Raw genomic sequence first — 17,768 nt, 5'->3', positions numbered from 1 at the left:
GGATGTGACAGGAATCAGTTCTTCAGGAGAGGTTCGGTCAGCTTCGACCCGTCCGCCTTGCCCACGAAGCAGTAGATGAGCCGGTCGGAGTGGCGGTAACCGTTGTTGGTCTTCACCTTCCACGCCTCGGCGGTGGGGATGATCACCCAGTACCGCAGCGTCTTCTCCTTGTCCTGGCCGGTCACCTTGTCCGACAGGAACGTGCGCGTGCACCCGGTGCCGCCGATCTTCGTCAGCTCCTCGGCGCCGGGATAGGGCACGTCCTTCTCGATGTCGCCGTTCGCGAGGACCGAGTCCAGGTACTCCGTGTCGTGCGCGCCGTAGCAGCCGACCCGGTTCTTCGGCTCGATCTTCGGCGCCCCCTTCGCCGGCACCCAGTTCAGACACGAGTTGCGGAACGCCATGTTGAGCACGTCATCCTTGATGTCGCCGTCCGGTCCCAAAAGGGTTATGGCTCACCGCTGGAAGCGTCGAGCTTCCGCTGCGTCCAGTTCGGGCACGGAGCCTGGTCACGCCAGGCCCCGGCTCGGCGAATCACGGCAACACGCCTTCCTCCGCGCTCACGAGCGAGTCGATGGCGTCGAAGAAGGCCTTGATGCCGGGCAGGTTCGCGCCCTTCGCACTGGAAGCGGCGTAGTCCGCCGACGAACGCCACTCGACGATGTCGAGCCATTCGTCGTTGGGCAGCCGCACGAGCCGTGCGCCGAGGAATCCCTCGCGGTCGGCCTCGAAGTCGGCGATCATGCCCGGCCGGGCGGCCAGCAACTGGTCGACCTTTCCGGGCAGCACCCGGAAGCGGGTCAGCTCCACCGTAGTAGTCACTATTTCATGATAGTCATAATTGCTGACTAAAACCAGTTCACGTGAGCTGCAACGACGTGGGGTACAACCAGCTACCGGGGGTGTCCCCTGCGGGGTTCGTGTAGAAGTCCCGCACGGCCGCAACGTATTCCTGCACGCTGATGGCCCCGTCGCCGTCGGTGTCGAGGTGCACGAAGGCCAGCCCGCACTCCTCCTCGCTCAGCCCACGAGCCTTCAGCAACACCTGGAACTCACCCACGTCCACCCGCCCGTCGCCGTTGGTGTCCGCGATGTCCAGCAACGACTGCACTACCTCCAGGAAGTCCGCGTCGAACGACCCGGCCTCGACGAACGCCGAGATCATCGCCTCCCGGTACTCCGCGGGCCCGATCCGCCCGTCGCGGTCGGCGTCGCAGTGCTCGACCAGCACCTCCCAGAACCTGTCGTACGCGTCGACCAGCTCCCTGCCGCGCTCGGAGGACGCCGGTTCACCGAACGCCTGCAGCAGCCGGTTGGCCAGCGCATAGATGTCGGCCAGCTCGATGACGCCGTTGCGGTTGACGTCGTAGTGGACGAAGGTCGAGTCGATCCTGTGCTGCAGCACCTGCTTCATGCCCGGCACTGTGGAGACGTGGCGCGGGTGAGCGCAAACCACGTCGCCCGCCCAGGTGATGTTGTTCAGCCGCTAGGGCCGTGACGTTGTCCGGCCTCCAAGCGTGATCCGGTATAGTTATACCGGCACCAGCCTACGGAGGATCACGTTGATCGAACTCAAGTCGCCGCGCGAGATCGAGCGCATGCACGTCACCGGCCAGTTCGTCGGAGAGCTGCTCGAGGAGCTCTCCACAGTGGCCGCGGTCGGCGTGAACCTGCTCGACCTCGAGCACCACGCGCGCGGGATGATCCAGGAGCGCGGCGCCGAGTCCTGCTACTGGGACTACTCGCCGTCGTTCGGGCGCGGCCCGTTCCGCAACGTCATCTGCCTGTCGGTCAACGACGCGGTGTTGCACGGGCTGCCGAAGAGCTACGTGCTGCAGGACGGGGACCTGCTCACGATGGACATCGCCGTCAGCATCGACGGGTGGGTGGCGGACTCGGCCATGTCCATCGTCGTCGGCACGCCGCGCGAGGCGGATCTGCACCTCATCCGCGCCACCGAGGTGGCGTTGGAGGCCGCGATCGAGGCCGCGCGGCCCGGCAACCGAATGGGCGACATCGAGGCGTCCATCGGGGAGGTCGCAGCGGAGTTCGGGTACACGCCCAACCTCGAGTTCGGCGGGCACGGGATCGGGCGGACCATGCACGAGGCGCCGCACGTGTCGAACAACGGCAGGCGCGGGCACGGCATGAAGCTGCGGCCCGGCCTGACCATCGCGATCGAACCGTGGCTGGCCGCCACGACCGACCAGATCGTCTTCGACGAGGACGGCTGGACGCTCCGGTCCGCCGACGGGTCGCGCACCGCGCACTCGGAGCACACCGTCGCGATCACCGAGGACGGGCCGCTCGTGCTGACCCGGCGGCCGAACGAGCGGAGGCCTCACGAGGAGGCCTCCGAACAGCCTCAGGCCCGGTTGCCGTAGTCGACGAGCTCGACCAGCAGGCCGGTGGCCGGGCCGAGGTGGGCGAACGCCACCCGCAGGCCCGGCCGGCCGCCCTGGCACGGCTTCTCGTCGACGAGGATCGCGCCGCGGTCCTGCAGTGCCGCCAGGTCCGCGTCGATGTCGTCCACCTCGAACGCCACGTGGTTCAGGCCGGGGCCGAGCCGTGCCAGGTGGCCGTGCACCGCGGCATCGGCACGGACCGGGGCCACCAGCTCGATCGACGTCGTGTCGCCTGGGCACTGCCAGAACGAGGTTGCCACGCCATAGGCCGAGACGTCGTCGGAGTAGGTGCACTTCATGTCCATGACCGCCAACGAAGCGTTGAGGTCGGCTGTCACCACGCCCACGTGGTCGATGCGCAGGATCACGGCTTCACCTGAGCCGAGGACACCGCGGCGACGAGACCGCCGACGTCCTTGAGGGCGAAGTACTCCTGCAGGTCGAGGCGCACCGAGAAGCGCTGCTCGATGCCGGTGAGCAGGCGCAGGGCCTCGTAGCTCGTCCAGTTGGCGAGCGAGTCGAACCGCGAGTCGGCCGAGATCTCCTCGACCGGCAGGTCCGTCACCTGGCCGACCAGGCCGGCCACTTCCACGAAAACCTCAGACATCAGCGTGCTCCATGTCGACGACGAGAGTGGTCCAATCAGGACTGATCTGCGGCCGCGGCACGACCGGCAGTGTGTAACGGCCATCGGTCAGCGAAAAGCCGGCCTCCGGGTAGAACGCGGCCGCGGCCTTGTTGCGGTCCGTGGCGGCGAAGTCGGCCTCCAGGCGCGATGCCCCTGCAGACGCGGCGCGGTCGACGATGTGCTGGACGACGGTGTGCTCGACGCCGCGGGTGAAGACGCGGCAGCTCATCACGAAGTTCTCGATGAGCCAGTGGTCGTCCCGACGAGAAACCCAGACACCGCCGACGATTCCCTGGGCACCGAACCGGTCCGCCACCTCGAAGACCAGCACCAGGCAGTCGTCGGAAGCGGCCATTTCGCGCGTCCGGGCCTCGGGGTGCGAGCGGCCGATCATGTTGAACTGGTTGGTGCGCTGGCCGAGCTGGACCAGCCGCGGCAGGCTGAACTCGTCGGCCTCCCGCACCGTCACGGTGATCTCCAGGCTGCGCAGGTAGTCGTCCACCGTGCCGAACGACTCGGCGAACGACGTGCGTTCGGCGCGGGCCTTGTACAGCTCGGTGCGGGAGCGGTCGGTGGCCGTCGTCGTCAGCACGTCGAACGAACCAGCCCGCTGCACGGCGGCGACGTGATCGGCCGGGTCGCCGTTCAGGTGCACGACGGTGACCTCGGGGATCGAGCCGCGGACGAGCTCGGTCTCGAACGTGCTGTCGTCGGCGAAGACGAAGCTGTCCAGGCCGAGGTTCAGCTGAGCCGCGAGCGCCCGGATGTTCTGGTCCTTCGGCTGCCAGTTGACCGCGCGGGCCGCGATGTCGGCGGGCCGGATCACCAGGTCCGGGTGCTCGTTCAGGACCTGGTCGACGATCGCGGCCTCGTTCTTGCTGCACAACGCCAGCACGACGCCCTGCCGGCGCAACGAGACCGCGCGGCGCTGCATCTCGCGGAACGCGTTGCCGGGGTACATCGGGCCGATCTGGATGCCGCTCGGGCCGTCGTCACCGACCACGCCACCCCACAGCGTGTTGTCCAGGTCGAGCACGAGAACCTTCTTGGCCATGCCCATGAACGCGCGGCAGAAGTTCGCGGCCTCCGCGGCGTAGACGTGCTCGACCTCGGGCGTCCAGGCCGCACTGGCGAAGCGGTACAGCCGCTCGTCGCGCAGCCGGGCAGGAGCGTCCACCAGGTAGGCCTCCAGGTCCAGCGCGTGGACCTGGTCACGGCGCAGCGCCATGCCGAGCAGGTCGCTGTTCAGGTCACGCCACGCGCGACCCAGCGCGGCACGGCCGTCGAACGCCACGACTCCGCGGATCTCGATGGGCGACAACGGAACGGTGTGCACCAGAACCGCGCTGCCGGACCGTTCGGTGAACCCGCCGACGAGGTTGTCGAACATCGACCAGCGTGAGCGCACCGCCCCGCTGAAGCCCTCCGGGTCGGCGGGGTCCCAGTCACGCGGCACGAACCAGTCGTCGTGCAGCAGGCACAGGGTCACCTGCGGGTCGAACTCCGCGAGCGGTGACGACGGACTGCTCAGGTCGACGGCCAGCTGGTCGAAGCCGGACACGTGGATCTCGGGCGCGATTCCCTTGCCCAGCAGGGCGACCCGCAGCAGCGGCGCCACACCGGACGCGGTGAACGTGCCGGTGATGGCCACCCGCAACGGCTTCAGCTTCCCCAGCAGCGAAGCGGGTACCTTCGCGAGCAGCCGGCCGGCTTCGAGCAACGCCGGAAGGTCCGTCAAGGAAGCCAGATCGGCCAGCAGCGCCGGGTCGGCGGCGGCACCGGGCTTGGTGAGTTGGCGGATTCTCGCCAGGACGTCCATTGATCCCCCTCAGATTTCCAGCAGCGTGCAGAGCCAGTGCATGCCGCTGGCCGTGCTGGTCAGTGCCACGACATCGCCCTTGGCGAGTTCGTCCGAAACAAGCTCCAGCGACATCAGCTGGTCCGCGCAGCCGACGTGTCCGTGTGCGGCGGCGACGGAGGCGTTCGTCCACTCCAGACCCATGTCGAGGTCCTTCGCCAGCAACGTGAGAGCCGGCGCGCTGTCGTGCAGGTGCAGCAGCCTGCGGACGTCGGAAGGCGTGATACCGGCGCGTTTGCAGGCCCGGCGCACGACCTCGTGGTTGTTGGTGCGGATCGTCGACACGAACTCGAACATCTTGCGGATGTCGCCCGCGAAGAACTCCTCCAGCCGCTTCTGCGGGCTCTTCACGCCCACCGGTTCCCCATCGGCGAACGGACGTGCCGCGGCACCGACGTCCATCATCATGAAGTCGGCGTACCGGCCGTCGCTGATGATCTCGGTGTTGATCCACCGCCGGTGCGGGTGGTCGCGCTGGACCACTGCCGCGGCGGCCCCGTCGGAGAAGATGCTGGTGTTGATCTCCATCCGGTTCCAGTACGTCTCGCAGACGCGGTTGGCGCCGATGATCAGCGCCGTCCGGTAGTCGGGGTGTGTGGCGAACTTGCCTGCGACGATGTCGAACGCCGCCACTCCCCCGCCGCACGCCTGGGTCAGCAGCACGGCCTCGGATCCGTGCGCGCCGATCTTCGCCTGGGTGGCACCGGCCGCGTCCCAGTACAGGTGCTCGGACAGGTCGGACAGCGCCAGCACGACGAGATCGACCTCGTCCGGCCGCACGCCGGCGTTCGCCAGTGCTTTCGCGCCCGCCTCTGCGGCCAGGTCGGTGAGCCCGACACCGTCCGCAGCGCGGTGGAACGTCCGGTAGCCCCAGCCGAGCACGCGGTCGACGTCGCTGGTGTAGTCAGCGGCGGCCGAGGCCACGTCGACCGGCTCGCCGAGCACGTGGCCGAGCGCCACGACTCCGAAGTGGACAGTCACGAGATCTCCTCAACAACTACCCCGGCGTCCTTCAGGAACGCGGCGGTGATCTGGTTGTGCGGTGTCTTGCGGTAGCGGAAGACGGCTGCGCCGGGCAGCTGCCGCAGGACGAGGTCCTGAACGCCCTTGCCGAGCACGACGCAGGACAGCGAGAAAACGTCCACCACGCCCTCCCCGCTGATGGCGACGGCGCCGCTGATGCCGTAGTCGCCGAACCGGTCGCGCACGCGCACCGCGAACACCTCGCGGCCCGGTTCGGTCAGGTCGAGCTGCTCGGTGCCGAGCGTGAAGTCCTTGGCCCTGGACACGACCTCGACGACCTTGGCCGCCGAGTCCGGACCGACGGGCTGGAGGTCGACCTCGACGTTCAGCCCTGCCACGAAGTCGGCCAGCGACACGGTGCGCTCCACCTGCCGCCGATCCCGGCGCGGAGCCGTCTCGAACGCCGGGAGCCGGTCGAGCAGGCCTGAGCGACGAAGGTCGACCGGCCACGAGAGCAGCACCGCGGACTCGGTGGGTACGCCCATGTCCTGGGCGAGCGCCGCCAGCTGCTCCTGCACCGGACGGCAGTCCGTCACCGACGCGTCCACGAGCTCGGTCGTGAACACCGGCAGCTCCGCGGAGAGCTTCTCCCACAACGCGTCCACGTTCTCCGGACCGGCGCGCAACGCCAGCCGTGCGCCCGACGCGTGGATCTGCTCGAGCTGCCCGTCGAACTCGCTCGGGTTCTTCATCCCCTGCAACGAGTCGCCGTCGAGCACCACCACTCGCGGGGTCGCGCCGTACACCGCGCGCAACACACCGGCCAGCTGTGCGGCCAGCTCGTGGAACACCGCCTCGGTGTAGGGGATCTTCGCGAACTTGAACATGGCGGCGTGGTGCGCCTTGGAGGTGCCGACCGCGCGAACAGCCTGCTCGGCGTCCACCACCCACGCGTCCGGCCGGTCCGCCAGCAGCGCACGAACCTCTTCGCGCACCGCATGAGCCGTGGCAGCCGTACCCGCGGCCCTACCGTCGTCCAGGTGTCCGTACGCGCGCTCCTCAGGCACCGCAGGCAACACGATCACCAGGAACGATCCACGCCGCCGCGCCGCCGAGAGAGCGGCGTCGACCGCGGTCATCAGGTCGTCGCCCAGCTCCTCGAACCGCGGCGCCACAACGAGAACGTCCGTCTTCGGTGAGCTGTCGTCCAGGCACTGCTGCACGATCTGGTTGTACGGCCCGGTGTGGCACGACGCGGGCAGGCCGGCGTCGTGCAGTGCCACTCCGAGATAGGGCAGCACCGGGTCGATCGTGTAGCTCGCCAGGAAGCCGATCGAGATCACCGGCCGCTCGCCGGTTCTGGCGATCTCCTGCCAGCGGGTGCGCACCGCCGCGAGGTCGTCGCTCATCAGACCTCGACCCCCTTGGCGCGCAACACGTCGCGGACGTCCCGGACGGTCCGCGCGTCGGCGATCTCCTCGTAGTCGAAGGACAGCCCGTAGGCCTCCTCCAGCGTCACGATCAGCTGGATGTGCCGCATGCTGGTCCAGCTCGCCAGCGAGTCCCTCCCGGCTTCGTCGGTGACGTGCGCCGGGTCGACGTCCAGCGCGCTGGCGACCACGTCCGCGAACGTCATGACCGCCCCCGCAGGCTGAGCGGGCGCATGTCCGTCCACACGCGGCCGATGTGCTCCAGGCACTCCTCCTTGGCCCCGCTGACCCCGGCGTCGCGCCAGCCGGGCGCGTTGTCCTTGTGGGCGGGCCAGAGCGCGTACTGCTCCTCGTCGTTGACCACGACCCGGTAGAGCGCGGTGTTCATCTCTCCCCCTTCTCAGTCGGCCAGCGCGGGCTGGGCGACGCGTTCAACGGGCTTGTTCTCGGGCTCGGGCTCGGGCTCGTGGTCGGGCACGAGGATCTCGACCTCACGGACGTTGCGGCTGAGGAAACCCGCCACGCCGACACCGGCACCGAGCACACCGACGATCACGAACAGCAGGCCGATGCCGGCGCCCGGTCCGGTGCCGACCATCCAGCCGAACGTGTGCGCCAGCGCGGTGTCCCCGCGCATCGCCGGCTCCAGCACCTTGTCCACCAGCGGACCCGCGGCCGCGAAACCGATCGGCACCGAGAGGTTCTCGAAGAAGTTGCGGGCGGAGAACACACGGCCCTGCACGGCGGGATCGACCTTCTCCTGCCAGATCGTCTGGGCGAGGCCGTCGATGAACGGGATCGTCAGCTCGACGAAGAACATCGCCGCGGCCCACGCGATCAGGCCGTCACCGACGCCGTAGACGATCCGGCCGATGATGCTGAACACCAGGATCGCGCCGAGCACCACGAGCATCTTGCGCCGCGGCGGCTTCATGACACCCAGCAGGACACCGCCCAGCACACCGCCGACGGCGCCGATGCTCTGCACCAGGCCCAGCGTGCCCTCGTCGCCCATCGTGCGGGCCAGCACCAGCGGGACGATCAGCGCCCACGCCAGCGCGGCCAGGAGGCTGATGGAGAACAGCACGATCTGCACGGCCAGCAGCGGCGGGCGTTCGACGATGTAGCGGAACCCGAACACGCAGTCCTGCCAGAAGGTGCTCTTCTCGCGGTTCTGCCCCGGCACCGGCGGGATGTGCACCACGAGCACCGAGACGATCGCGACCACGTAGGTGAGCCCGTCGACCAGCAGGATCAGCTTGATGCCGGTCAGCCCCAGCAGGGTCGCGGCGAACGCGGGCGCGAAGATCACCGGGAAGCTCTTGACCGACCACATCATCGCGTTGGCCCGCAGGAACTTCCCCTTCTCCATCATCAGCGCGATGGTCGCCCCGAACGCCGGCCCCTGGATCGCGAGCAGCGCGCCGGTCAGCACGTTGACGAGGTAGAGGTGCCACAGCTGCGTCGAGTCCGTGAGGAACAACGCCAGCAGGATGAACGTGACGAAGATCGACCCGATCTCGCTGATGATGATCGACGTCTTGCGGCTCAGCCGGTCGATCAGGCTGCCGGCGATCGGGCTGAACAACACCGTCGAGCCGAAGCCGCAGAACATCATCAGCGCCATCGCGGTGGCCGAACCGGTGTGCTGCCACACCCAGATGCTGAGCGCGAAGTTCGTCATGCGGGTGCCGAGTGCGGACAGCAGCTGCCCCACCCACATGATCGTGAACGCGCCGAATCCCGAAGGCTTGGGCATTACTTCGTCCTCTTCTGTGAGACGAGCTGCCGGAGCAGCTCTTCGATGTCACCGAGCATTCGGCGCGCGGTTTCCGGCAGGTACATCTCGGTGCCGTAGTTCATCTCGATGCGGATCTGGCCGTTCACCAGCGATCCGACGACGTCGATCCGTCCCGGCCACACCGTCCCCTCGTCCTGCAGGACACCCAGCTCCCGGTCGCAGAGCTCGAACAGCTCGTCGGCGCTGGAGAGGTCGGTGAAGCCGAACGAGCCGGCGTAGTTGACGGTCAGCTGCGGGTTCGGGGTCTCCAGCCGCCGCCTGATCGCGGGATCCGGGTTGCTGTACCGGAGCAGGCCGTAGCCGATGCCGTTGACCGGCACCTGCTTGAGCTGGCCGGCCAGCGACTTGATCGCGTTGACGTCGCTGTCGTCCGGGAGCGTCAGCCGGATCGGGTACATGACCTGGAACCAGCCGACCGTGCGGGACAGGTCGAGGTCGTCGAACAGCGCCTCCCTGCCGTGCCCGGTGGTCGCGATCGTCCACTCGGGACTGCCGGAGCGGTCGGCGGCCATCCGCACGGACGCCCAGATCAGCAGGTCGCTGATGCCGACCTGGTGCGCCTTGGCCAGGTCGCGCAGGCGCGCGGTGGTCTCGGCGTCGATCGTCGTGTGGATGTCCTGCATGACACCGAACGTGTTCCGGCCCGGCAGGTCGGGCGTGAGCTCCTCGGTGCCGGCCGCCTGCCCCTCCCAGTACTCCAGCTCCCGCAACGGCTCAGGGCCGCGGGCGTACTCGTCGAGCCGGAGCGCCCAGTCCTTGAACGACGTGGTCTTCGGCCCGAGGTCGGCCTTCTGCCCTTCGAGCACCTGACGCAGCGCGTTCTGGAAGTCCTCCAGGATCAGGCTGCGCGAGACGCCGTCGGTCACCAGGTGGTGGCAGATGACCATCACGCGGTCGGGTTCATCGTCGCCGAGTCCGAAGTGGACTACCTTGGCCAGCGGCCCCCGCGCGAGGTCGAGCGTCGGGTGGACCTCGTTGAGCAGGTCCTCGATCGCCTGCTCGCGCCGATCCGCCGGAACGTCCGACACGTCGAACGACACGAACGGCATCGCGCCCTCGACCGGGCCGTGCGAGGCGTGCCAGTCGATTCCCTCGCGGCGGAACCGCAGGCGCATCCCGTCGTGGTGCGCGACCAGCGCGTTGACGGCCTGTTCGAGCTGTTGCGGGGTGGCCTGGCGGCGCAGCCGCAGGTAGTACGGGTGGTTGAAGTGGCTCGGGGTCTTCATCGACGTGGCCAGCGCCTCGAAGAACCAGCGCTGGGCGCCGGTGGCCGGGAAGTCACCCTCCACGGGTCCCTGGTCGGCCATCTGCTGCGGTGCGTTTCCGGCACACAGCTCGGCGATGGTTCGCTTCGCGGTCAGCTGGGCGGGCGTGAACCTGATGCCCGCCTGGTTCGCCAGCCACACGACCTGGATCGCGGTCATGGAGTCGCCACCGAGCTCGAAGAAGTCGTCGTGCACACCGACCTCTGGCAGCTTCAGCACCTCGCGCCACACGGCCGCAAGCGTTTGCTGCTCCTCGGTCATGGGCACGCGCAGCAGTTCCGCGATGGTCCGCTTGGCCGTGAGCTGGGCGGGCGTGAACCTGATGCCCGCCTGGTTCGCCAGCCACACGACCTGAATGGCGGTCATGGAGTCGCCACCGAGCTCGAAGAAGTCGTCGTGCACACCGACCTCTGGCAGCTTCAGGACTTCCTGCCAGACGGCCGCCAGCGCGCGTTCCTCGTCGGTGCGCGGAGCCTCCGTCGTGCGCTGCTCCTCCGCCGGCAGTTCTCCCGCGTGCACCAGCCGGGCGAGTGCGGTGCCCAGCACGACGTCCGGGTCGCCCTCGGCGGTCAGCAGGTCGATGACGCGCACGGCAGGGAAACGCCGGGCCAGACGATCGGCCGCGTGACCGAACACGCCGGGCCACGGCTTCTCCTCGCGCTCGGACGTGGTCAGCACCGCCAGCGAGCCACCGGTCCGCTCGGTCCACCGTCCGACCGCGGCGCACAGCCGGGCGAAGGCGTTTTCGAACGGGCCGACGCCACCTTCGAACAGGTCCTCCCACCGGAGCACCAGCGCGGTCGTCTCCCCTTCCACCCCGTCGAGCCCGGCTTCCGGGTCCAGCAACGGACGCAGGACCTGACCGGCCGGCGTCGTGCGCACGGTGAGCGGCAGGTCCAGCTTGTCCGCCCACGACGACAACACCGTCAGCGCACCGTCGACCGGTCGCGACGACACGATGCTGAGCGGCTTCCCCTCCACAGTGGACCGCTCGACGACGACCGGCTCGTCCGGCTCGGCGACGAGGTCTCGCAGCTGCGTGACGTACTCCGTGAGCAGTTCGTCCGCGCCGTCGGTGGTGAGCAGGTCGGCGCTGTACTCCAGGGTCGCGGCCAGCTCGCCGTGTTCCGTGGTCAGCGTGAGGAACAGGTCGAAGTCGAGGCTGGTGACCGGCACCTCCAGCGGCTCCAGCTCCAGGCCCGGCCAGGTCATCGCCTCGTCGGGCAGGTCCGCGTAGTTGAACGCGCACTGGTAGACGGGGTGGCGCCCCTTCTGACGTGGCAGCACGTGCGCCACGCTGGAGAACGGCACGTCGGCGTGCTGGTAGCCGTCGACCATCGCGCGGTGGACGCGCTGCAGGATCTGCCGGAACGTCAGCCGGCCGCCGAGGTCGGCGCGGATCGGCAGCAGGTCGGTGAAGCAGCCGATGAGGTGCTCGACCTCTGGCCGCGGCCTGCCCTGCTGGGGCACGCTCAGCACGACGTCCGGCTGCCCGCTGCGCCGGTACAGCACCACCGCGTAGGCCGCGAGCAGCGTGGCGAACGGGGTGCTGCCCTCGGCGCGGGCCAGCTCCTTCAACGCCGCTGAGACGCTCTGAGGCACCACGGACGAAGCGCGGGCTGTCTCGTTGCGTTCCGGGCGTTCCGGGGGAGTCTCCAGCTGCGCGGGCGCGTCGGCGAGGCGGTTGCGCCAGTACGTCAGGTGCGGTTCGAGGGCTTCCTCGGTGAGCAGTTCCTGTTGCCAGGCCGCGTAGTCCGCGTACTGGACCTCGAGCTCCGGCAGGTCGCGGCCGGCGTACCCGGCGGACAGCTCCGCGAGCAGCACGCCCCACGACGTGTTGTCGCAGATGATGTGGTGCATGCCGAGCAGCAGGTGGTGCTCGTTCTCGCCCGTGCGCACGAGCCTGGCGCGCAGCAGCGGGCCGTTTTCCAGGTCGTACACGTGGTTCGTGTGCTCCAGCAGGAACTCGTCCGGCGAGCCGTTGGCCTCGGGGAGCCAGCAGTCCATGCCGTCGCGGACGACCATGGCCGGCTTGCCGTCGCGCTCGGTGAAGGTCGTGCGCAGGATCTCGTGCCTGCTCACCACGTCCGCGAGCGCTCGCTTCAACGTCTCGACGTCCAGCTCGCCGCGCAACCGGACCGCGAACGTGGTGTTCATGCGGGTCGTGGTCGTGTCGAGCTGGGTGGCGGCCCACATGCGCTGCTGGATGGCGGACAGGCCGAGGTCACCGGAGCGGGAGACCGGCAGCAGCGGCTGCCCGCTCTCCTGCGGCTCCTCGACGAGTGCCGCCAGCGCCTCGATCGTCGGGTGGGTGAACAGCGCGTGCAGCGACACGTCGACACCGAACTCGGCGTGCACCTTGGACAGCAGCTGCGTCGCGAGCAGGGAGTGGCCGCCCAGCGCGAAGAAGTCGTGCGTGACGCCGACCTCGTCGAGCTTGAGCACCTCCCGCCACACCTTGGCGAGCCGTCGTTCGGTGTCGTTGCGCGGGGCGACCGGCGGGGTGTCGATCGCGACGCCGTGCACAGCGGGTGCGGCGCGTTCGGCCAGTTTCGCCGGGACGCCGAGCGCGGAGTCCAGCAGGTGCAGGCGATGAGCGTCGGGGTTGAGCTTCTTCGTGAGGAGGATCGCCAGCGCGGCGAACATCTCCGGGGTGTACGGGACGTGGCCGAGCTTGTCGGCCTGGGGATCGAACGTGACGCTGACCGGCAGGGCTTCGGCCCAGTCGGCGAACCAGAAGGCGTGCACACCGTCGGTCCGGTCCGCGAGCACGGCCAGCTTGTCGTCGAGGTGGCCGAACGTCTGCTCGGACGGGCACACGACGAGGTGCAGCGGCGCGGCCGACTTCTGCCGGTAGGCGGTGATCGCCATTTCCAGGTCCTGCCAGGCCGCGTCCAGGGCGTCACCGTGCCGCAACCAGTCTTCCCAGCGCAGCAGCACGACGTCGGCGAGCCTGCCGTTGTCGCCGTGCAGCAGGTGCTGCACGATCTGCTGGTACGGCGCCAGTTCCACGTCGACCGGCAGGCGCAGCACACCGTTCAGGACGTCCAGCGGCTCCCTGATGGGATCCGCGGTGAAGGTGGCCGCGACGGAGATCCGGTTCCTGGGCCGCAGGGGCCGGTCCTCCACGATGCCGGTCAGGATCGCGAGGAACTGCTCGCCGAGCTCGGCGACGGTGTCGGCGAGGTACAGATCGGCGTTGTAGCCGAGAACTCCGCGCAGCTCACCGTCCGCTCTGGACAGGATGACGAACAGGTCGAAGTCGGTGAGACCGTTGTCGATCTCGAACGGGCTGAACTCGACGCCGTCCACCGTACGGGTCGCGGGTGCCTCGGTGAGGCTGAGCATGGCCTGGAACAACGGGTTCTGGCTGGGGTCGCGCGGCGGGTCGACCGCCTCGACGACACGTGCGTACGGCGCGTCCTGGTGGGTGTACGCCTCGCTGATCGCCTTGTGCGTACCCCGGATCACGTCGCTCGTGGTGCCGTCCAGATCAACCCGCAGCACCAGCATGTTCGCCAGCGAGCCGATCATCGGCTCCAGCTCGGTCCTGCCGCGGCCGCCGACCGGCATGCCGAGCAGCACCCGGTCCTGGCCCGCCGTCTGGCCGAGCAGTGCGGCGAACCCGCTCAGCACCACCGCGTTCAGCGACACACCCTGCTCGCGGGCACGCGCGGCCAGCTTCCCGGTGAGGTCCGCGGGGACGACGAAGTGGTGCCGTCCGCCGGTGTGCGTCTGGATCGCCGGTCGTGGCAGGTCGGACGGCACGGTGGAGCGGGCGGGGCTGCCGGCGAGCCTGGCCCGCCAGTACTCGAGGTGCTCGTCCATGACGCCCGCTGTGAGCCTGCGCCGTTCGGCTGCCGCGTGCCGGCCGAACGACGTGGTCAGCTCGGGCAGCGTCTCGCCGCCGTAGTACGCCGCGAGATCCTTGCCGAACACCTCGGCCGACGCCGCGTCGAACACGATGTGGTGGGCGGTCACCAGCAGCAGGTGCTCCTCGTCGCCGAGCACGACGAGCCGGAACGCCACCAGCGGTCCCGTGCTCAGGTCGAACACGTGCCGGGCGTGCTCGAGGGCGACTTCCTGCGCGCGCTCAGGGTTCGCGGTCAGGTCGGTGACCTCGATGGCGATGGACACGTTGTCGCGCACTCGTTGCCGCAGCTCGCCGTCGCGTTCGAAGAACGTGGTCCGCAGCGCGGAGTGCCGGTCAACGACCCGGCCGACGGCCAGTTCGAGTGCCGTGCGGTCGAGCGGCCCGGTCAGCCGCAGCCCGAACGGGATGGCGTAGGCGGGGTTGCCGGGGTCGAGGCGGTCGAGGAACCACAGCTGTTCCTGGGTGAAGGACACGGGCTGCGAGCGGTCGGCGTTGCGGAGCCGCAGTTCGAGCAGCAGCCGCTGTTCCTCGGTGAGTGAGCTGGTCAGGTGGTCGGTCATGACTGGGAGATCTCCTGGGCGTCCCGCTCGCGGTCCAGTTCGGCCCGCAGCTCTTCCGGTGACATGTCGCGGATCTCGGCGAGCAGCCGGGCGAACTCGTCGTCGTCTTCCTGGTGCTCGCCGCGCTGCTGCTCCACCAGCGCGACCAGGCGGGCAGGAGTCGGCGCCTCGAAGATCGCGCCCGCGGGGAGGCTCACGCCGAGCTCGGCCGTGATGCGCGCGAGGATCTGGGTCGCGAGCAGCGAGTGGCCGCCGAGTTCGAAGTAGTCGTCGTGCGGGCTGATCCGGGGGATGCCGAGCAGCTCCTGCCAGATGCCGGTGATCACGGCCAGATCGCCGGTGACCGCAGGTTCCGCCGCGCTGACGCGTTCCTCGTTCACCACGACCTGTGGCGCTGCTGTGCCGGGGAGGTCCACCCAGTGCCGCTCCCGCGCGAACGGATACCCCGGTAGCGGAACCCGCCGCCTCCGCTCGTCCGCCGTCACAGCCGCGAGGTCCACCGGCACCCCGGCGATCCACAGCCTGCCGAGCGTGGACAGGGTGGTCTCCAGGTCGTGCTTGTCCTCCCGCGGGTGCCGCAGCGACCCGAACGCCGCGTGGCCACCACCTGCGAGGTCGTGCTGCCTCGCCAGCGTCGTGAGCACGTTGCCGGGCCCGACCTCCAGCAGGTTGACCGGCCCCTCGGCGAGCAACGTGCGCAGACCTTCGCTGAACCGGACCGCTTCGCGGGCGTGCCGCACCCAGTAACCGGGATCGGTCGCCTCGCCACTGGTGATCCAGGTGCCGGACACGTTGGAGACGAAGGGAATCCGCGGCTCCCGCAGCTCGACCTCGCTCACCTTCGAGGCGAACTCGGCCAGCATCGGGTCGATCATCGCCGAGTGGAACGCGTGCGACGTGTGCAGCCGCCGGCTGGTGACGCTCAGCTGCGCCTCGAACCGTTCCACCGCCTCGAACGTCCCGGCGACCGTGCTCAGGGCCGGAGCGTTGCTGGCGGCGAGGTGCACGTCGGCCGGCAGCGCCAGTTCGTCCGCGCCCAGCGACACCGAGAGCATCGCGCCGCCCGGCAACCGGTCCATCAGCTCGCCGCGCGCCGCGATCAGCTTCACCGCGTCCGGCAGCGAGAAGACCCCTGCCAGGCAGGCGGCCACGTACTCGCCGACGCTGTGCCCGAGCATCGCGGCAGGCCGCACACCCCAGTGCTCCCAGAGCTTCGCGAGCGAGTACTCGACCGCGAACAGCGCGGGCTGGGTGTACCTCGTCCGCGTGAGGCGTTCCGCGTCGGCCAGCACGTCGCGCAGGTCGAACGGCAGCAGCACGGCGCACTCGTCCAGCGCGGCGCGGAACACCGGCTCCTCGCGGTCGAGCTGCTCGGCCATGCCCGCGTACTGCGAACCCTGGCCGGGGAACAGGAACATCACGTCCCGGCGGTCGCCGGAACCGGTCCAAGCGGAGGCCAGCACGGAGGCGGCCTCGGCAGGGTCAGCGGCCACCACGGCCAGGCGGTGCGGGAGGTTGGTGCGGCGGCCGGTGCGCAGGGTGTGGGCGACGTCGGCGAGTGACACGTGGTCAGCTGTGAGGTGCTCGGCCAGCCGCTTCCTGCTCTCCCCCAACGCCTCCTCGGACCCCGCCGACAACACCAGCAGCTGCCGTGATCTGCCCGGCCCCATCGGCTCCGGTGACGGCGGCTCCTCCAGCACGGCGTGCGCGTTGGTCCCGCCCATGCCGAAGCCGCTGATGCCTGCCCGCCGGGGTCGCGGTCCCGGCCACTCCTGTGCCTCGCGGTTGACGAAGAACGGGCTGTTCTCCAGGCCGGTCTCGGGGTTGGGCGCGGTGAAGTACGGGCTCGGCGGCACCACCCCGTCCCTGACCGCGAGCGAGGCCTTGACGAACCCGGCGACACCCGCCGCCGCGTCCAGGTGCCCGATCAACGCCTTGACCGAACCCAGAGCACAGGCCGATGGCGGGTTGACGAACGCCTTGGTCAGCGCCGCCACCTCGATCGGGTCGCCGAGCGCCGTGCCGGTGCCGTGCGCCTCGACGTAGCCGATGGTCGAAGAGTCCACTTCGGACAGCTCGTGAGCCGCCCTGATCACCCGCGCCTGGCCGTTGACGCTCGGCGCGGTGAAGCCGACCTTGTCCGCGCCGTCGTTGTTGACGGCGGTGCCCTTCACGACGGCGTGGATGGTGTCGCCGTCGGCCAGGGCGTCTTCCAGGCGGCGCAGCACCACGGCGGCGACGCCGTTGCCCGCGACCACGCCGTGCGCGTCGGCGTCGAACGGCATGCAACGGCCGTCGGCGGCGAGGATGCCGCCCTCGGTGTGCTGATAGCCCTCGTGCACGGGTGGGCGGATGGACACGCCGCCAGCCAGGGCGATGTCGCAGTCGCGGCCCAGCAGGGCCTGGCAGGCCACGTGGATCGTCACCAGCGACGACGAGCACGCCGTCTGCACGGTGATCGCGGGACCGGTCAGGTCGAGGTGGTAGGCGACCCGGCTGGCGAGCGTGTCCTTGTCGTTGGCCAGCAGCAGGTCGAGCGGCTGCAGACCGCCTGGCACGGCCGGGTTGTTCAGCAGGTGGCGCAGCAGGTACGTGTCGATGCTGGCCGAGGCGTAGACACCGACGACGTCCTTGCCGCCCAGGTGGCCGGCGTGTTCCAGCGCGTGCCAGGCGGTCTCCAGGAAGACGCGCTGCTGCGGGTCCAGCACGGCCGCGTCGCGAGGGCTGTAGCCGAACAGCTTCGCGTCGAAGAGCTCGATGCCTTCCAGCGCACCGCCCATCGGCACGAAACCAGGCTCGGCACGCCGCTCGGCGGTGACGCCCGCGGCGTCGAGCTCCTCGTCGGTGAAGCGGCGGACACCGGCCTCTCCGGCGAGCACGTTGTCCCAGAAATCATCCACAGTGGACGCACCGGGGAAACGGCCCGCCATACCCACTACAGCGATCTCGAATCCGGTGTACTCGGTCACGACTTCCTCCCCCTT

Annotated in this window: 14 protein-coding genes; 1 reads left to right on the top strand and 13 read right to left on the bottom strand. The window is 69.4% G+C overall.

Annotation, left to right across the window (positions count from 1 at the left end):
• Window positions 1-14: 14 nt before the first annotated feature.
• The 3 genes from C8D87_RS21600 to C8D87_RS21590 form a co-directional block, all read right to left on the bottom strand.
• On the bottom strand, window positions 15-413 hold the full coding sequence (locus C8D87_RS21600) for a hypothetical protein (protein ID WP_146771818.1): 399 nt from the start codon (window positions 411-413) through the stop codon (window positions 15-17).
• Window positions 414-534: 121 nt separating this feature from the next.
• Window positions 535-822: an antibiotic biosynthesis monooxygenase gene (locus tag C8D87_RS21595; protein WP_109638489.1), complete on the bottom strand. Its 288-nt coding sequence runs from the start codon at window positions 820-822 to the stop codon at window positions 535-537.
• 37 nt (window positions 823-859) lie between these two features.
• On the bottom strand, window positions 860-1,414 hold the full coding sequence (locus C8D87_RS21590; RefSeq protein WP_112228094.1) for an EF-hand domain-containing protein: 555 nt from the start codon (window positions 1,412-1,414) through the stop codon (window positions 860-862).
• Between the two features lie 148 nt (window positions 1,415-1,562).
• On the opposite strand from C8D87_RS21590, the gene map reads away from it, so the two are divergent.
• Window positions 1,563-2,384, top strand: a complete 822-nt coding sequence (gene map, locus C8D87_RS21585) for a type I methionyl aminopeptidase (RefSeq protein ID WP_112228093.1) — start codon at window positions 1,563-1,565, stop codon at window positions 2,382-2,384.
• Here the strand turns inward: map and C8D87_RS21580 are convergent.
• From C8D87_RS21580 to C8D87_RS21535, 10 genes are read right to left on the bottom strand one after another with little or no spacing between them, the layout of a single operon-like run.
• Entirely contained in the window at window positions 2,366-2,773 is a 408-nt protein-coding gene (locus tag C8D87_RS21580; protein WP_109638486.1) for a VOC family protein, read from the bottom strand. The genes map and C8D87_RS21580 overlap by 19 nt on opposite strands.
• Window positions 2,770-3,012: an acyl carrier protein gene (locus tag C8D87_RS21575; protein ID WP_170155064.1), complete on the bottom strand. Its 243-nt coding sequence runs from the start codon at window positions 3,010-3,012 to the stop codon at window positions 2,770-2,772. The genes C8D87_RS21580 and C8D87_RS21575 overlap by 4 nt, the downstream gene beginning before the upstream one ends.
• The gene (locus C8D87_RS21570) at window positions 3,005-4,852 is read right to left on the bottom strand and encodes an HAD-IIIC family phosphatase (RefSeq protein ID WP_112228092.1); all 1,848 of its coding nucleotides are present in this window, start codon (window positions 4,850-4,852) and stop codon (window positions 3,005-3,007) included. The genes C8D87_RS21575 and C8D87_RS21570 overlap by 8 nt, the downstream gene beginning before the upstream one ends.
• A 9-nt stretch (window positions 4,853-4,861) precedes the next feature.
• On the bottom strand, window positions 4,862-5,872 hold the full coding sequence (locus C8D87_RS21565) for a 3-oxoacyl-ACP synthase III family protein (protein WP_109638484.1): 1,011 nt from the start codon (window positions 5,870-5,872) through the stop codon (window positions 4,862-4,864).
• Entirely contained in the window at window positions 5,869-7,263 is a 1,395-nt protein-coding gene (locus C8D87_RS21560; protein ID WP_112228091.1) for a hypothetical protein, read from the bottom strand. Before C8D87_RS21560 ends, C8D87_RS21565 begins: the two co-directional genes overlap by 4 nt.
• Entirely contained in the window at window positions 7,263-7,490 is a 228-nt protein-coding gene (locus C8D87_RS21555; protein WP_109638482.1) for an acyl carrier protein, read from the bottom strand. The genes C8D87_RS21560 and C8D87_RS21555 overlap by 1 nt, the downstream gene beginning before the upstream one ends.
• Window positions 7,487-7,672 (bottom strand): MbtH family protein, encoded by a 186-nt coding sequence (locus C8D87_RS21550; protein WP_112228090.1) that lies wholly within the window; start codon window positions 7,670-7,672, stop codon window positions 7,487-7,489. The genes C8D87_RS21555 and C8D87_RS21550 overlap by 4 nt, the downstream gene beginning before the upstream one ends.
• Before the next feature lie 12 nt (window positions 7,673-7,684).
• Window positions 7,685-9,043, bottom strand: a complete 1,359-nt coding sequence (locus C8D87_RS21545; protein WP_112228089.1) for an MFS transporter — start codon at window positions 9,041-9,043, stop codon at window positions 7,685-7,687.
• Window positions 9,043-14,784 carry a condensation domain-containing protein gene (locus C8D87_RS21540; RefSeq protein ID WP_112228088.1) on the bottom strand — a complete coding sequence of 1,914 codons (5,742 nt, stop codon included), beginning with the start codon at window positions 14,782-14,784 and terminating at the stop codon, window positions 9,043-9,045. Before C8D87_RS21540 ends, C8D87_RS21545 begins: the two co-directional genes overlap by 1 nt.
• Window positions 14,781-17,753, bottom strand: coding sequence for a type I polyketide synthase (locus C8D87_RS21535; protein WP_233442224.1), 2,973 nt, complete (start codon window positions 17,751-17,753; stop codon window positions 14,781-14,783). Before C8D87_RS21535 ends, C8D87_RS21540 begins: the two co-directional genes overlap by 4 nt.
• Window positions 17,754-17,768 lie beyond the last annotated feature (15 nt).

The sequence above is a fragment of the Lentzea atacamensis genome (assembly GCF_003269295.1).
Classification (GTDB): Bacteria; Actinomycetota; Actinomycetes; order Mycobacteriales; family Pseudonocardiaceae; genus Lentzea; species Lentzea atacamensis.
This window is presented reverse-complemented; position numbering and strand designations above follow the sequence as displayed.

Bases quoted from the DNA above. Each gene is read 5' to 3' on its own strand.
- C8D87_RS21590 (WP_112228094.1), bottom strand. From the start codon at position 1,414: ATGAAGCAGGTGCTGCAGCACAGGATCGACTCGACCTTCGTCCACTAC.
- C8D87_RS21575 (WP_170155064.1), bottom strand. From the start codon at position 3,012: ATGTCTGAGGTTTTCGTGGAAGTGGCCGGCCTGGTCGGCCAGGTGACG.
- C8D87_RS21570 (WP_112228092.1), bottom strand. From the start codon at position 4,852: ATGGACGTCCTGGCGAGAATCCGCCAACTCACCAAGCCCGGTGCCGCC.
- C8D87_RS21560 (WP_112228091.1), bottom strand. From the start codon at position 7,263: ATGAGCGACGACCTCGCGGCGGTGCGCACCCGCTGGCAGGAGATCGCC.
- C8D87_RS21555 (WP_109638482.1), bottom strand. From the start codon at position 7,490: ATGACGTTCGCGGACGTGGTCGCCAGCGCGCTGGACGTCGACCCGGCG.
- C8D87_RS21550 (WP_112228090.1), bottom strand. From the start codon at position 7,672: ATGAACACCGCGCTCTACCGGGTCGTGGTCAACGACGAGGAGCAGTAC.
- C8D87_RS21545 (WP_112228089.1), bottom strand. From the start codon at position 9,043: ATGCCCAAGCCTTCGGGATTCGGCGCGTTCACGATCATGTGGGTGGGG.
- C8D87_RS21540 (WP_112228088.1), bottom strand. From the start codon at position 14,784: ATGACCGACCACCTGACCAGCTCACTCACCGAGGAACAGCGGCTGCTG.